Origin of the sequence: Streptomyces sp. NBC_01351, assembly GCF_036237315.1 — a bacterium.
Classification (GTDB): domain Bacteria; phylum Actinomycetota; class Actinomycetes; order Streptomycetales; family Streptomycetaceae; genus Streptomyces.
The window spans coordinates 5,371,403-5,385,692 of sequence record NZ_CP108356.1; the positions used below are offsets into that span (position 1 = coordinate 5,371,403).

The following is a 14,290-nucleotide window of genomic DNA, read 5'->3' on the forward strand; positions in this document are numbered from 1 at the left end:
GAGAAGATAACGGGTCTAGTCCAAGCTTGGGGGGCTGTTCACCGGCGCGTTGCCCGCCGGATCCTCCTCGGTCACGGCACGCGCCCACTTTGGACGGCGTGAGAGTCATAGTCGTCGGAGGCGGCGTGGTCGGCACCATGCACGCCTGGCAAGCAGTCCATCGCGGCCACGAGGTCGTCCAGATCGAGCGAGAGGCGGAGGCCCGAGGCGCGTCCCTGCGTAATTTCGGCCAGATTTGGGTCAGCGGACGGGCCGGGGGCGAGGAGCTCGACACCGCCCTGCGGGCCCGCGAGCTCTGGGAGAGCATCGGCGCCGAGGTGCCCGGCCTGGGCTTCCGTGCCATCGGCTCCCTCACCCCCCTCCGGGGCGAGCGCCAGTACGCCGTCGCCGAGGCGGCCCTGGCCCGCTCCGACGCCGCCGCCCGCGGCTACAAGCTGGTCACCGCCGAGGAGGCCCGGCAGATCAACCCGGCCCTGCGCGGCGAGTTCGACGCCGCCCTGTGGTGCGAGCGGGACGCGGCCGTCGAGCCGCGCACCGCGCAGCCGCACCTGCGGGCGGCGCTGAGCGCCACCGGCCGCTACACCTTCCTCCCCGGGCGGGAGGTCCGCGAGGTCGTCGGTGCGGGCGCCGTCCGCGACGACCACGGTGACGTCCACCGCGGCGACGTGGTCGTCCTCGCCACCGGCGCCGCGCTGTCCGGCCTCGTCCGCGAACTGGCCCCCGAGCTGCCCGTGCGCCGCGTCCGCCTCCAGATGATGCAGACCGACCCGCTCGGCGAGCCCATGACCACCTCGGTCGCGGACACCGACAGCTTCCGCTACTACCCCGCGTACAAGGGCGAAGCCCTCGACGCCCTCAAGGCCGAGCAGGCTCAGGCGCCCATCGCCGCCGCGCACAAGATGCAGCTGCTGATGGTCCAGCGCCTCGACGGCGGGCTGACCATCGGCGACACCCACGAGTACGAGCACCCCTTCGCGTTCGACACCCTCGAAGACCCGTACGAGCACCTCGTCGGCGTCGTCGAGTCCTTCCTGGGCCGCCCGCTGCCGAAGATCCGGCGCCGCTGGGCGGGCGTGTACGCGCAGTGCACCGACACCACCCGCGTCGTCCACCGGCAGCAGGTGGCCGACGGCGTCTGGCTGGTGACCGGACCCGGCGGCCGCGGCATGACCTGCTCGCCCGCCATCGCCGAGACCACCGCGAACGAACTGGGCTGGTGAGCCGCATGACCAAGCTGACAACGCACAACCTGATCGTCCTCGACATGGCCGGCACCACCGTCGCCGACGGCGGCCTCGTCGAGCGCGCCTTCGAGCGCGCAGCCGAGCAGCTCGGAGTCGAGCCGGGCAGCGCCGATCACGACGCCAAGCTCCAGTACGTCCGCGACACCATGGGCGAGTCGAAGATCTCCGTCTTCCGGCACCTCTTCGGTACGGAGGAACTCGCGCAGCGCGCCAACGTCGCCTTCGAGCAGGCCTACGCGGAGCTCGTCGACGCCGGCCTCATCTCCGCGATCCCCGGCGCCCGCGCCGCCATCGAGGAACTCCGCGGCGAGGGCCGCACCGTGGTCCTGACCACCGGCTTCGCCCGCGTCACCCAGGACGCGATCCTCGACGCGCTCGGCTGGCAGGGCCTCGCCGACCTCACCCTGTGCCCGGCCGACGCGGGCGGCCGCGGCCGGCCCTACCCGGACATGGTGCTGGCCGCCTTCCTGCGGACCGGCGCGGTGGACGACGTACGGCGGATCGTGGTCGCGGGCGACACCGCCTACGACATGCTCAGCGGCACCCGCTCCGGCGCCGGGATCGTCGCCGGTGTCCTCACCGGAGCCCACCGGCGCGACGCGCTGACCGAACACGGCGCGACCCACGTACTGGGCTCCGTCGCCGAACTCCCGGGCCTGCTGGCGGAGTCGACGTGAGCGGCATCCGTTTCGACGGGGTCAGCGTCGCGTACGGCGGCAACACCGTCCTGGACTCCCTCGACCTGACGGTGGAGCCCGGCGAGGTGATGGCCCTGCTCGGCCCCTCCGGCTCGGGCAAGACCACGGCGCTGCGCGCGGTCGCCGGCTTCGTACGGCCCGTCGCCGGCCGGGTGCTGATCGGCGAGCGGGACGTCACCGCGCTCCCGCCGCACAAGCGGGGCATCGGCATGGTCGTCCAGCAGTACGCGCTCTTCCCGCACATGCGGGTCGAGGACAACGTCGCCTTCGGGCTGAAGGCGCAGAAGGCGCCGAAGGCGGAGATCCCCGGGCGGGTCACCGAGGCCCTGGAGATGACGGGCATGGCGGCCTACGCCAAGCGCTACCCCCGCGAGCTGTCGGGCGGGCAGCAGCAGCGCGTCGCCATCGCGCGCGCCCTGGCGATCCGGCCCGGGGTCCTCCTCCTGGACGAGCCCCTGTCGGCCCTCGACGCGCAGCTGCGCTCCGGGATGCTCGCGGAACTGGCCCGTCTGCACCGCGAGTTGCCGGACGTGTCGATCCTGTACGTCACGCACGACCAGGTGGAGGCGCTCACCCTGGCCGACCGGATCGCCGTCATGGACAAGGCCCGGCTCCAGGACTGCGGGACCCCGCAGGAGCTGTACCGGGCGCCGCGCACCGAGTTCACGGCGTCCTTCGTCGGCAACGCGAACCTGCTGCCGGTCACCGTGGCGGAGGGCGGCGCCGTGTTCGCGGGGCGCTCCCTGGCCCTCGACCGCGGCCGTGCCCTGCCGGGCTCCACCGCCACCTTGTGCGTACGGCCGCACCTGCTCGGCCTCGGCGACGGCCCGAACGCGCTGAGCGGCACCATCACCGAGGTCCAGTGGCGCGGCTCCACGCACCGGCTGTACGTGGACGTCGCCGGCCACCGCGTCAAGGCGGACCTCCCCGAACTGCGCGAAACCCCGGCCCTCGGCGACCGCGTCAGCCTCCACTTCGAGCCGCGGGACGCGGTGCTGCTGGCCGCAGGGGTCTCCGATGGCTGACGCCGCACGGCGAGCCGCCGCCACCCGCTCCATCCCGGCCCAAGGAACCCCCTCCGAGGAGGCGCGGGGCTCCGCCCCGGACCCCGCGCCTCAAACGCCGGCGGGGCTGGAAGCGGGGACCCCGCACGGGGCGGCCGGGCGCACGCTCCGGCTGCCGCGCAGCGTATGGGCGCTGCCGCCCGTCGTCGTGCTCGCGCTGGTGTTCCTGTATCCGCTCGGGCTCGTGGTCCAGCAGTCCCTCACCCCCGAGAACGGCGGCGGTGCCTTCGACGCCTACGCCTCCGTCTTCGCCTCCACCGCCTTCCGCGAGGCCCTGGGAACCACCGTCTGGCTCGCCGTCGGGGCCACCGTCGGCTGCCTCGTCCTCGGGTTCGCGCTCGCGCTGGTCATCGCCTTCGTGCCCTTCCCCGGCGCGCGCGGCGTCGCGAAGTTCATCGACGTCTTCCTCTCCTTCCCCTCCTTCCTCATCACCCTCGCGCTGTTGTTCGTCTACGGCACCGTCGGCATGGCGAACGGGGTCTGGACCGACGTCACCGGCGCCGCCGAAGGCCCGTTCGCGTTCCTCTCCACCCCCTGGGGCGTCCTCCTCGCGGAGATCACCTACTTCACGCCCTTCGTGATGCGCCCGCTGCTCGCCGCCTTCTCCCAGCTGGACACCGCCCAGCTGGAGGTGGCCGCCGGCCTCGGCGCCCGGCCCGCCCGGATCATCCGGAAGGTGATCCTCCCCGAGGCCCTCCCGGCGCTCGCCGCCGGCGGCAGCCTCGTCCTGGTCATGTGCCTCAACGAGTTCGGGATCGTCCTGTTCACCGGAGCCAAGGACGTCACGACCCTCCCGATGCTCATCTACGGCAAGGCCATCCTCGAATCGGACTACTCGGCCGCCTGCGTGGTCGCCGTCGTCAACATCGCGATCTCCGTCGGCCTGTTCGGCCTCTACCGGGTGGTGAGCAAGCGTGCTGGTGCATAGCAAGACCGGCCGCTGGGCCGCCTGGAGCCTCTTCGGCCTCCTCTTCCTGCCCCTCTTCGCCCTGCCCCTGCTCGTCGTGGTCGCGGCCTCTTTCGCCACCCGCTGGTCCGGGGCCTTCCCCTCCGGGCCGACCACCGCCAACTACGCCTCCGCCGTACAGGGCGAGTCCCTCCAGGCCCTGACCACCAGCCTGGTCACCGCCGTGGTCGCGAGCCTGCTCGCGCTCGCCGTCGGCACCTGGGCCGCGCTGGCCGCCGCCACGCTGAAAAAGCGCGGGAAGCGGTCGCTGGACGCGCTGTTCATGCTGCCCGTCGCCGTGCCGTCGGTCGTCGTCGGCCTCGCCGTGCTCGTCGCCTTCAGCCGGCCGCCGCTGCTGCTCAACGGCACCAGCTCCATCGTCATCCTCGCGCACACCATTCTTGTCACGGCGTTCGCCTACCAGTCGGTCTCGGCCGCCATCGTTCGACTCGACCCGGCCTACGAGCAGGCGGCGGCCTCCCTGGGCGCCCGCCCCTCGTACGTGCTGTGGCGGGTCAGACTCCCGCTCCTGCTGCCGTCCCTCACCGCGGCCGCAGGGCTCTGCTTCGCCCTGTCCATGGGCGAGCTGAGCGCCACGATGATGCTCTACCCGCCGGACTGGATGCCCCTCCCCGTCCGCATCTTCACGGCCACCGACCGCGGTTCGCTCTACAGCGGCTCCGCCGTCGCCGTGGTCCTGATGGCGGCCACGCTGATCGTCCTGCTGGCGGTCTCCCGCATCCGCACCAAGGCCTCGTACCGCTAGTCCCCGCTCGCAGAGGCCCGCAGATCCCCGCAGATCCCCGCAGATCCCCGCTGATTCCCCCGCTGACTCCCTTTCCCCGTAAGGAAGTTCCATGCCCAGCAAGCTCCTGCTCCGTACCGCCTCCGCCCTCACCGGCAGCCTCGCCCTCGCCGTCTCCCTCACCGCCTGCGGCGGCGGTTCCACCACCGCCGACTCCGGCAAGGGCGGCAAGGGCGAGGAGAAGATCGTCACCGTCTACAGCGCCGACGGCCTCAAGAGCGAGAAGGGCGACGGCTGGTACGACAAGGTCTTCGCCGACTTCACCAAGAAGACCGGCATCGAGGTCAAGCTCGTCGAGGGCGGCTCCGGCGAGATGGTGGCGCGGGCCGCCCGCGAGAAGACCAACACCCAGGCCGACGTCATCGTCACCCTGCCGCCCTTCATCCAGCAGGCCGACGGCAAGGGGCTGCTCCAGGCCTACAAGCCCCAGGGCTCCGACAAGGTCAACGGCGCGGACAAGGCCGCCGACGGCAAGTGGACCTCGGTCGTCAACAACTACTTCGGCTTCATCTACAACAAGAAGGAGCTGGCCCAGGCCCCCAAGACCTGGGAGGAGCTGCTCGATGCCAAGTACAAGGGCAAGCTCCAGTACTCCACCCCCGGCGTCGCGGGCGACGGCACCGCCGTGCTCATCAAGTCGATGCACGACTTCGGCGGCAAGGAGCCGGCGATGGAGTACCTGAAGAAGCTCCAGGCCAACAACGTCGGCCCGTCCTCCTCCACCAGCAAGCTCGCGCCGAAGACCGACAAGGGCGAGCTGCTCGTCGCCAACGGCGACGTCCAGATGAACTTCGCCCAGTCCAAGTCCATGCCGAACCTGGGCATCTGGTTCCCCGCGAAGGACGGCGGCAAGCCGACCACCTTCGCCCTGCCCTACGCGGCCGGCCTGGTCGACAAGGCCCCGCACACCGAGAACGGCAAGAAGTTCCTCGACTACCTGCTCAGCGAGGACGCCCAGAAGCTGGTCAGCGAGGTCGGCGGCGGCTTCCCGGCGCGCACCGACATCAAGCCGACCGACGCGAACGCCGTCGAACTCACCAAGATCATGTCGGGGGTCGAGGTCTTCGAGCCGGACTGGGCCGACATCGACAAGAACCTCTCCGCCTACGTCGACGCGTGGAAGTCGGCGACCGGAAGCTGATCCGTCACTTCCCGGTCACCCACGACCGGCATCGTGACCATTGCATAACGGGTCTGGACCGAAGATGCTCCTTCGGTCCGGACCCGGACGCACGTCCCGCCCCCGCAAGGTCCCGCACCTTCCGCCGCTCACTTGCTCCCAGGAGGAGTACGTGTCCCCTGTCCTGCCCGGACGCACCCTCGCCGTGGCCGCCACCGCCACGGCCCTGCTCGCCACCGCCCTCGGCGCGCACACCGCAACCGCCTCCGCCGCGGACGCGGCCGGCTCCACCGACAAGGTCCTCGTCATCGGCCTGGACGGCGCGGTCCTCGACCGCGTCAAGGTCGCCAACGCGCCGCACCTGAAGGGCCTGATGGCCCAGGGCCTGACCGCCAAGAGCACCCTGTACGCGAACCCGATGGCCGCCACCTCCTCGGGCCCCGGCTGGTCGACCATCGCGACCGGCGTGTGGCCCGACAAGCACGGGGTGAAGGACAACTCCTTCACCGGCAAGAACTACACGGCCCACCCGGACTTCCTGACCCGCGTGGAGAACGCCAACCCGGCGCTCAACACCTACGCGGCCGCCGACTGGGAGCCCATCACCTCCACCGACCAGAACGGCCCGATCTTCTCGGCCAAGGTCGACAAGCGCCTCTCCCTCAAGGGCGACCGCGACGGCTACCGCAACGAGGACCCGAAGATCGCCTCCGCGGCCGCCGCCGAACTGCAGGGCCAGAACCCGGACGCCGCCTTCGTCTACCTCGGCGAGATCGACGTGGCGGGCCACTCCTACGGCGCCGCCAGCCAGCAGTACCTCGACGCCATCGGCCGCGTCGACGCACTGGTCGGCCAGCTCCTCACCGCCGTCCAGAACCGCCCGACGTACGCCCAGGAGAACTGGAAGATCCTGGTCACCACCGACCACGGCCACACCAACACCGGTGGCCACGGCGGCTCCAGCATCGCCGAGCGCGGCACCTTCGTCATCGCCAAGGGCGCGGGCATCCCCGCCGGTTCGGTACGCGACGACGTGAAGCTGGTGGACGTGGCCGCGACCGCGCTCCAGCAGGTCGGCGTCCCCACCACCGGGCTGGACGGCGTCCCGCTGAACGCCCCGGACAGCGACCCCTTCGACACCCTGCGCCCGAACCTCCAGGCGCGCGTGGACGAGACGGGCATCCCGTCCGGCACGAAGGGCTTCACGCACACCCCGCCGGCGGGCTGGTCCGTCGACAACTCCAAGATGGGCACGGGCGGCGTCACCGAGTGGGCCGGCTGGGCCTTCGCGACCGACGAGTTCTGGAGCCAGGCGCAGCGCGACCAGTGGCGCGAGCTGAACGTCCGCTCCCGTGACGTCTTCGCCGTCGCCGACTCCGACGAGTGGGACGACAAGAGCCACACCGGCAGCTACGACTCGACCCTGATCACCCCCAAGTGGGCGGTCACCGGCGGCACCACGCGCAACCTGACCTTCCAGACGCACTACCGCCAGGAGGCCGGGCAGACCGCGCAGGTCCTCGTCTCGTACAACGGCGGTACGCCGACGGTGGTCAAGAGCTACACCGCCGACGCCGTCGCCAAGTCCGAGTCGCTCGCGCTCCAGGTCCCGGCCGGCGCGACCGACGTCCAGATCCGCTTCCGCTACGCCGGCAGCAACAACTGGTACTGGACCGTCGACAACGTCCGTCTGGGCTAGCGTGTCCGGGCCGTGGACGCCCACCGCGTCCACGGCCCGCTCCCGTTAGGGTGGTGGTACAGACCACAGGTCAGAGCCACCAGAGCGGAGAACAGTCCAGTGGCAGAGCGCAAGCCGATCGAATCCTGGCTCACCGACATGGACGGGGTCCTGATCCACGAGGGCACCCCGATCCCCGGCGCCGATGCCTTCATCAAGCGGCTGCGCGAGTCCGGCAAGCCCTTCCTGGTGCTGACCAACAACTCGATCTACACCCCGCGCGACCTCCAGGCCCGGCTGTCCCGGATGGGCCTGAACGTGCCCGTCGAGAACATCTGGACCTCGGCCCTGGCCACCGCCAAGTTCCTCGACGACCAGCGCCCGGGCGGCACGGCGTACGTCATCGGCGAGGCCGGCCTGACCACCGCGCTCCACGACATCGGCTACATCCTCACCGACCACGAGCCCGACTACGTGGTCCTGGGCGAGACCCGTACGTACAGCTTCGAGGCGATGACGAAGGCGGTCCGCCTGATCAACGCGGGCGCCCGCTTCATCTGCACCAACCCCGACGAGACCGGCCCCTCCACCGAGGGCCCGCTCCCCGCCACCGGCGCGGTCGCCGCACTGATCACCAAGGCCACCGGCAAGAAGCCCTACTTCTGCGGCAAGCCCAACCCGCTGATGATGCGGACCGGCCTGAACGCCATCGGCGCGCACTCCGAGACCAGTGCGATGATCGGCGACCGGATGGACACCGACGTACTGGCGGGCCTGGAGGCGGGCATGCAGACCTTCCTCGTCCTCACCGGCCTGACCTCGGTGGCGGACACCGAGAAGTTCCCGTACCGCCCCACCAAGACGGTCGACTCGATCGCGGACCTGGTCGACCTCGTCTGAGCGGTCCCACCCGTCCGGCCGTACGCGTTCGCCCATCGGGGCGTACGGCGCCTGAGGCGTACGGCTGACAGCGCTGACACGTACGGCGCCGCTCCGGATGCGGAGCGGCGCGCCGCGCGTGAATCTCCTTGACGAGGAGGTTCACCATGCGCAGTGTTCTGATCGCTCTCCGTGCCGCCGGGGTGGCCGTCGCCCTGACGGCGTTGTCCACGGTGGCCGCGCCCACCGCCCTCGCGGGCGAGGAGGACCGAGGCGGCCGGGGCGACCGAGGCGGAAGCATCTCGGTCGACCCGAACCCGGCCCACCCGGGGGCGCAGGTCAAGCTGCGCGTCCACGGCTGCGAGGGCACCCGCGGGTCCGCGAAGTCCTCGGTCTTCGTGAACGACGTCGACCTGTACGGCCGCGACGGCGGCCGCAGCCCGCTCTACGGCGAAGCCCTGATCCGCTCGCACGCCTCACCCGGCTGGCACTCCGTCCGGGTGACCTGCGACGGCCACGACAAGGTCACCGGCTCCATCCAGATCGCCCACCACCGTCCGAGCCACCACGCCTCGCCGGTCTGGCCGGTCCACGCGGGCGGCGGCGGCATGGCGGCCGAGCTCGCGAAGCAGCCGCCGACGTCCGAGCTGGCCGCGACGGACAAGAAGGACCACGGCGGCGACGGCCCGGGCCTGCCGCACACGGTGATCGGCGCCGTCCTCGCCGCCGTGGCCACCCTCGCGGTGGCGGGCCGGGCGCTGACCCTGCGCCGCCGGCGCAGCGGCGAATGAGACCGGTGTGAACGAGCCCAAGGCTTCCCCCGGCGGCCGGCTGCTGACGTTCGCCGCCTGGTCGGTACTGGTGCTCGGGCTATGGCTGTGGGGCCGCCAGCTCACCGGGGTCCCGGCCCCCCTCGCCGGCCAGGCCGGCGGGGCGGTCGGCCCGGTGCTGCCGGCCGCGCGCGCCCCGCTCGCGGGCGCCCTGCCGCAGCGGGTCGACGTGCCTTCCATAGGCATCCAGGCCCCGGTGATCTCCCGGGACCTGGACAAGGACGGCGCGATCGAGGCGCCCCCGTACGAGAGCCCCGGCACGGTGGGCTGGTGGGGCAAGGGCGTCCAGCCGGGCGCGGCCGGAGCGGCGTTGATGGTGGGGCACGTGGACACCCGCTCCAAACCGGCGGTGTTCTACGGTCTGAGCTCGGCGCAGCCGGGCGAGAAGGTGCGGGTGGTGCGCGCGGACGGCTCGGTCGCCGAGTTCACCATCGAGGACGTACGGGTCTACGAACGCGATGGCTTCGACCCGCACAAGGCGTACGGCCAGCGCGTCGCGGGCCGGGCCGAGCTGAGGCTGGTGACCTGCGGCGGCACCTACGACAAGGCCGCCAAGGAGTACACGGCGAACGTGGTGGTCTCCGCCTACCTGACGGGCGCGGGAGTCCGCCCGGGCACGGCGGCCTAGCTTCCCCGCGGGAACGAAGAAGCCCCTCGCAGTTTTCACTGCGAGGGGCTTCCTCTTGTCTGTGCGCCGCCAGGGACTCGAACCCCGGACCCGCTGATTAAGAGTCAGCTGCTCTAACCAACTGAGCTAGCGGCGCCTGCTGACAGAGAAAACTCTACCCCACCTCCGCGGGTGCTCGTGACCAGCCACGCCCGCCTTGTCCGATTAACCCATGTTTGGGGGGTTTATCGTGCACGATATGTCTGGCCGTGCCGCATCTGATGCCCCGCCAGACGCGGTCCGGCCGACCAGTGGACGAGCAGGGGAGTGGACGGAACCGCATGACGATGCAGCCTCCGACGCATGTGCCGACGCCAGCGACGACGCCGGCGACGACGCAGATGCCGATGCCCGTTTTCGAGGAGTACGAGCCCGCGGGCGACTGCCCCTGCCAGGGATGCGCGCACCGTCGCCGCGCACTCGCCCGCGCACGGGCCATACCGCTGCGCGACGGGGGCCATCCCGCCGCGCGCGGCGCCCGCCGCGCGCTGGTCCTGGCCACCGCGGCGGGAGTGGTCCTGGGCGGTGGGGGCTCGGCCGCCGTCGCCGTGACCACCCCGACCCCGGGTCCGGTGGCCCTGGACGACCCGGGCAGCCCGCAGGGCGGCCGGGCCCCGCTGCACGGCCCGAAGGCCGGCCCGGCCGGGAAGCCCGGAGCGCCGGCGGCGCCCGCGGCGGCGAAGAAGCGGATCGACCGCACGACGATCATCAACCGGGCGAAGCTGTGGCTGGACGCGAAGGTCCCGTACAGCATGTCCGAGTACTGGACGGACGGATACCGGCAGGACTGCTCCGGCTACGTCTCCATGGCCTGGAACCTCGGCACCAACGAGTGGACCGGCAGCCTGGACAAATTCGCCACCCGCATCACGAAGGAGGAGCTGCTGCCGGGGGACATGCTGCTCTTCCACAACCCGGCGGACCCCAACAAGGGCTCGCACGTCACCCTCTTCGGCGGATGGGTGGACGAGACCCGCACGCACTACATCTCGTACGAGCAGACGCGGCCGACGACGCGGAAGCTGGCGACGCCGTACGGGTACTGGAACAACGCGACGAAGTACATCCCGTACCGGTACAACGGGGTCGCCGGCGGGGTCGACACCCCGGGTCCGCCGGCGCAGGGCTCCTCGCCCTTCCCGGGCGCCGCGAAGTTCGGCCCGGGGCAGAGCAACGAGCACGTCGCCCGGCTGGGCCGGATGCTGGTCGACCGGGGCGGCTCGCGCTTCTACCCGCAGGGTGTGCCCATGGAGTGGACCGAGTCCGCCCGGCTGGCCACGCAGGCCTTCCAGCGCGCCCAGGGCTGGACGGGCGCGGACGCGGACGGCCTCCCGGGCGCGCACACCTGGCGGCTGCTGGTCGACGGCCAGGGCAAGGACATCCCGCCGACGGCGGGCGGCGGCGGAGCTCCGGGGCCGGGAGGCGTACGGGCCTACCCGGGCGCGAAGGTGTTCCGCCCGGGGTCGTCCCACGAGGCGGTCACCGCGCTCGGCCGCCAGCTGGTGAAGAAGGGCTTCGGCAAGCACTACCGCTCCGGCCCGGGCCCCCGCTGGGGCGAGGCCGACCGCCGCAACGTCGAGGCCTTCCAACGCGCGCAGGGCTGGCGCGGGGCGGCGGCCGACGGCTATCCGGGCCCGGAAACCTGGCGCCGGCTGTTCGCATGACGGAGGTAACGATGTACCCCACCCGCACCACCACAACCACGGGCACCCTCCGACTCCCCACCACCGCGACAACTCCCCCCACACCGGAACCCACCACCCCACCGGCGGCCACCACCTTGCCGGGGGCCACCACCTTGCCGGGGGCGGGGACGGCCCCCGCCGGCCCGGAGCCCGCGGCTACCTCCCCGGCAGGCCGACCCGCCGAGGCGGAGGTCCCCCGGGCCCCGGCCTGGGCCGCCGCGCAGGCGGCCGGTCCGGCGCAGCCCGCCGGCGGGCCCGGCCAGGACTCCCGTCCGGGGTCCGGGGCGGAGCCCCGGTTCTGGGAAGGGGCGGGTAGGGGAACAGCGCCGCAGGCCCCCACCCCGCACGTAGCCCCGCCCCGCGAGGGCGCGGAACCCGCCGCCCCGCTGGTCGCGGCAGCGGCGGTGGCCGTCGCCGCCGAACCGGAGCTCCCCGCCGCAGCCGGCCCGCAGCCCGTACCGCTCGTCGCCGCACCCCGCACGGCAGCGGAGCCCGACACGCTCCCGCCGGAGCACGGTTACGCGCCCGCCGGGCACGGGCACGGGCACGACCCCGTGCCTACCCTCCGCCTGCGCAGCAGCGACACCGACACCGACAGCGATGCCATCCCGCACCCGCACCCGCACCCGCACCCGCACGAGCCCTCCGGCATCCCCGGCCCCGACGTCGCCCCCGGCGTCGCCGAGATCGTCGCCCAGGCAGTGGCGCGCGGACTGGACCGTGCGGAGCCGGAGGAGGACGACACGCAGGACATCCCCCGGCTGCGGCCGGCCGCCCACCGGGGCGCCGCGGCCACCGAGATCCCGGTGCACCTCCCGTTCCGCGGGGAGCCGAAGACCATGGCGGCCCCCGAACCGGCAGCTGCCACGCCGCCCACCCCCACCCCCACCCCCAAGCCCACGACCGCCGCGCATCCGCCCCGCCCCGCCCCCGGCCGCCGCGTCCCCCGCGGGGACGACCGGCTGCGGGAGCACCGCGGCCCGGTGCTGCCCGGCTGGGTCGGCGTGGTCGTCGGAGGGATGGCCCTCACCGGCTGCGCCGCCGTGCTCTGGCGGGCCGGGATCGTCCCGGCCCCCCTCGTGGCGGCCTTCGGCGGGACCCCCCGCGCCTACCAGGGCCTGCGCGCGCAGCACTGGCCCCCGCTCGCGTTCCTCGGCATCGTCGCGCTCCTCGCCCTCGGCGGCCTCGGCCGCGCCCGGACCGGCCACGCCTGGGTGCTCACCCTCTTCGGCCGCTACCGCGGCACGGTCCGTCGTACCGGCCTGACCTGGGTCAGCCCCCTCCTCCTGCGCCGCCGGGTCGACGTACGCCTGCGGCACTGGCGCAGCGAGCCCATGCCCGCCGTGGACTCCGGGGGCCTCGCCCTCCAGGTGGTCGTCCAGGTGGTCTGGCAGGTCAACGACACGGCCCGGGCCACCCTGGCCGTGGAGGACCACGTGGAGTACCTCGCGGAGCAGGTCGAGTCGGCCATGGCCCGCGTGCTGTCCCAACTGCCCGCCGACGCCTTCCACGAGGACGCCCCGACCCTGCGCGACGCCGAGGCCGTCGGCGACGCGCTGACCCGGATGCTGGCGGCCGAGACCGAGGCGGTCGGGGTCGAGGTGTACTCGGCGCAGCCCACCCGGATCGAGTACGCCCCCGAGGTCGCCGAGGCGATGCGCCGCCGCCGGGTGGCCGCGATCGACGCGAAGCACCGGGACACCGTGCTGACCTCGGTCGTCGACGCCGTCGACGACACCGTCCACCGGCTGACCTCGCGCGGACTCGTCGAGTTGGACGACTACGAGCGCAAGGCGCTGGTCAAGGACCTCACGGTCGCCTTCTACACGGGCCGGTCCGAGTAGCACAACACAGCACGACACAACACAGCACGAGACGACACAGCGGTAAAAGAACGGGTGGCCGGAACCGACCGGACCACCCGTTCTCCCATTGGTCTGGACATGGCCAACTCTCGTCAATAACCTGGGACTTGGTCTAGACCTAAAGCGAAAATCCCCACACGTGACATCCCCACGCGCGCGCTCTCACCGAACCTCCCCCCACGTTCAAGGAGCATCATGCGTCACTTCCGCATACCCGGACGGGCGGCCGGCGCCGCCGCGCTCGGTCTCGGCCTCGTCGCCGGAATCACCCTGCTCAGCGCCCCCACCGCCAGCAGCCACGGCTACACCGACACGCCCATCAGCCGCCAGAAGCTCTGCGCCAACAAGACCGTCGCCAACTGCGGAGCCATCCAGTGGGAGCCGCAGAGCGTGGAGGGCTTCAAGGGCTTCCCGGCGGCCGGCCCCGCCGACGGCAAGATATGTTCCGCCGGACTCCCGCAGTTCGCGGAGCTCGACGACCCGCGCGGCGGAGCCTGGCCCACCACGGCCGTCACGAACGGTCAGAACTACAGCTTCCGGTGGCAGTTCACCGCCAACCACTCCACCACCGACTTCAAGTACTACATCACCAAGAACGGCTGGACCGGCGGCAAGGCCCTCACCCGCGCCGACCTCGAACCCCAGCCCTTCCTCACGGTCGCCTACAACGGCGCCCGGCCCGCCATGACCACCGTCCACCAGGGCAACATGCCCGGCGGCAAGACCGGGCGCCACCTGATCCTGGCCGTCTGGACCGTCAACGACACTCCGATGGCCTTCTACGCCTGCTCCGACGTTCAATTCTGACG

13 protein-coding genes and 1 tRNA gene are annotated in these 14,290 nt (G+C 72.3%); 13 read left to right on the top strand and 1 reads right to left on the bottom strand.

The genetic code is table 11. From position 1 onward, the window contains the following. The first annotated feature begins 98 nt into the window (after nucleotides 1-98). From OG625_RS24740 to OG625_RS24785, 10 genes are all read left to right on the top strand, one after another. The gene (locus OG625_RS24740) at nucleotides 99-1,220 is read left to right on the top strand and encodes a TIGR03364 family FAD-dependent oxidoreductase (protein ID WP_329385079.1); all 1,122 of its coding nucleotides are present in this window, start codon (nucleotides 99-101) and stop codon (nucleotides 1,218-1,220) included. Nucleotides 1,221-1,225: 5 nt separating this feature from the next. Beyond that, on the top strand, nucleotides 1,226-1,921 hold the full coding sequence (locus OG625_RS24745) for a phosphonatase-like hydrolase (protein ID WP_329385081.1): 696 nt from the start codon (nucleotides 1,226-1,228) through the stop codon (nucleotides 1,919-1,921). Continuing rightward, nucleotides 1,918-2,967 carry an ABC transporter ATP-binding protein gene (locus OG625_RS24750; RefSeq protein ID WP_329385083.1) on the top strand — a complete coding sequence of 350 codons (1,050 nt, stop codon included), beginning with the start codon at nucleotides 1,918-1,920 and terminating at the stop codon, nucleotides 2,965-2,967. The genes OG625_RS24745 and OG625_RS24750 overlap by 4 nt, the downstream gene beginning before the upstream one ends. After that, nucleotides 2,960-3,934: a 2-aminoethylphosphonate ABC transporter permease subunit gene (locus OG625_RS24755; protein WP_329385085.1), complete on the top strand. Its 975-nt coding sequence runs from the start codon at nucleotides 2,960-2,962 to the stop codon at nucleotides 3,932-3,934. The genes OG625_RS24750 and OG625_RS24755 overlap by 8 nt, the downstream gene beginning before the upstream one ends. After that, nucleotides 3,921-4,718: an ABC transporter permease gene (locus OG625_RS24760; RefSeq protein WP_329385087.1), complete on the top strand. Its 798-nt coding sequence runs from the start codon at nucleotides 3,921-3,923 to the stop codon at nucleotides 4,716-4,718. Before OG625_RS24755 ends, OG625_RS24760 begins: the two co-directional genes overlap by 14 nt. Before the next feature lie 91 nt (nucleotides 4,719-4,809). Beyond that, the gene (locus OG625_RS24765) at nucleotides 4,810-5,898 is read left to right on the top strand and encodes a 2-aminoethylphosphonate ABC transporter substrate-binding protein (protein WP_329385089.1); all 1,089 of its coding nucleotides are present in this window, start codon (nucleotides 4,810-4,812) and stop codon (nucleotides 5,896-5,898) included. Between the two features lie 151 nt (nucleotides 5,899-6,049). Further along, a complete protein-coding gene (locus OG625_RS24770) occupies nucleotides 6,050-7,576 on the top strand; it encodes an alkaline phosphatase family protein (protein ID WP_329385091.1) in 1,527 nt (508 codons plus the stop codon). A 99-nt stretch (nucleotides 7,577-7,675) separates the two neighbouring features. Beyond that, a complete protein-coding gene (locus OG625_RS24775) occupies nucleotides 7,676-8,455 on the top strand; it encodes an HAD-IIA family hydrolase (protein ID WP_329385093.1) in 780 nt (259 codons plus the stop codon). Between the two features lie 146 nt (nucleotides 8,456-8,601). Next, entirely contained in the window at nucleotides 8,602-9,225 is a 624-nt protein-coding gene (locus OG625_RS24780; protein WP_329385095.1) for a hypothetical protein, read from the top strand. Between the two features lie 7 nt (nucleotides 9,226-9,232). Continuing rightward, nucleotides 9,233-9,892 carry a class F sortase gene (locus OG625_RS24785; RefSeq protein WP_329385097.1) on the top strand — a complete coding sequence of 220 codons (660 nt, stop codon included), beginning with the start codon at nucleotides 9,233-9,235 and terminating at the stop codon, nucleotides 9,890-9,892. Nucleotides 9,893-9,954: 62 nt separating this feature from the next. On the opposite strand, the gene OG625_RS24790 is transcribed toward OG625_RS24785, so the two are convergent. Continuing rightward, nucleotides 9,955-10,028: transfer RNA gene (locus OG625_RS24790), tRNA-Lys, on the bottom strand. 244 nt (nucleotides 10,029-10,272) lie between these two features. On the opposite strand from OG625_RS24790, the gene OG625_RS24795 reads away from it, so the two are divergent. The 3 genes from OG625_RS24795 (at nucleotide 10,273) to OG625_RS24805 (ending at nucleotide 14,288) form a co-directional block, all read left to right on the top strand. Further along, nucleotides 10,273-11,595 (top strand): peptidoglycan-binding protein, encoded by a 1,323-nt coding sequence (locus tag OG625_RS24795; RefSeq protein ID WP_329390930.1) that lies wholly within the window; start codon nucleotides 10,273-10,275, stop codon nucleotides 11,593-11,595. Then, nucleotides 11,592-13,460, top strand: coding sequence for an SPFH domain-containing protein (locus tag OG625_RS24800; RefSeq protein ID WP_329385099.1), 1,869 nt, complete (start codon nucleotides 11,592-11,594; stop codon nucleotides 13,458-13,460). The genes OG625_RS24795 and OG625_RS24800 overlap by 4 nt, the downstream gene beginning before the upstream one ends. Before the next feature lie 216 nt (nucleotides 13,461-13,676). Next, nucleotides 13,677-14,288, top strand: a complete 612-nt coding sequence (locus OG625_RS24805; protein ID WP_329385101.1) for a lytic polysaccharide monooxygenase auxiliary activity family 9 protein — start codon at nucleotides 13,677-13,679, stop codon at nucleotides 14,286-14,288. Nucleotides 14,289-14,290 lie beyond the last annotated feature (2 nt).

Bases quoted from the DNA above. Each gene is read 5' to 3' on its own strand.
- OG625_RS24755 (WP_329385085.1), top strand. From the start codon at position 2,960: ATGGCTGACGCCGCACGGCGAGCCGCCGCCACCCGCTCCATCCCGGCC.
- OG625_RS24800 (WP_329385099.1), top strand. From the start codon at position 11,592: ATGACGGAGGTAACGATGTACCCCACCCGCACCACCACAACCACGGGC.
- OG625_RS24765 (WP_329385089.1), top strand. From the start codon at position 4,810: ATGCCCAGCAAGCTCCTGCTCCGTACCGCCTCCGCCCTCACCGGCAGC.
- OG625_RS24745 (WP_329385081.1), top strand. From the start codon at position 1,226: ATGACCAAGCTGACAACGCACAACCTGATCGTCCTCGACATGGCCGGC.
- OG625_RS24805 (WP_329385101.1), top strand. From the start codon at position 13,677: ATGCGTCACTTCCGCATACCCGGACGGGCGGCCGGCGCCGCCGCGCTC.
- OG625_RS24780 (WP_329385095.1), top strand. From the start codon at position 8,602: ATGCGCAGTGTTCTGATCGCTCTCCGTGCCGCCGGGGTGGCCGTCGCC.
- OG625_RS24795 (WP_329390930.1), top strand. From the start codon at position 10,273: ATGCCGATGCCCGTTTTCGAGGAGTACGAGCCCGCGGGCGACTGCCCC.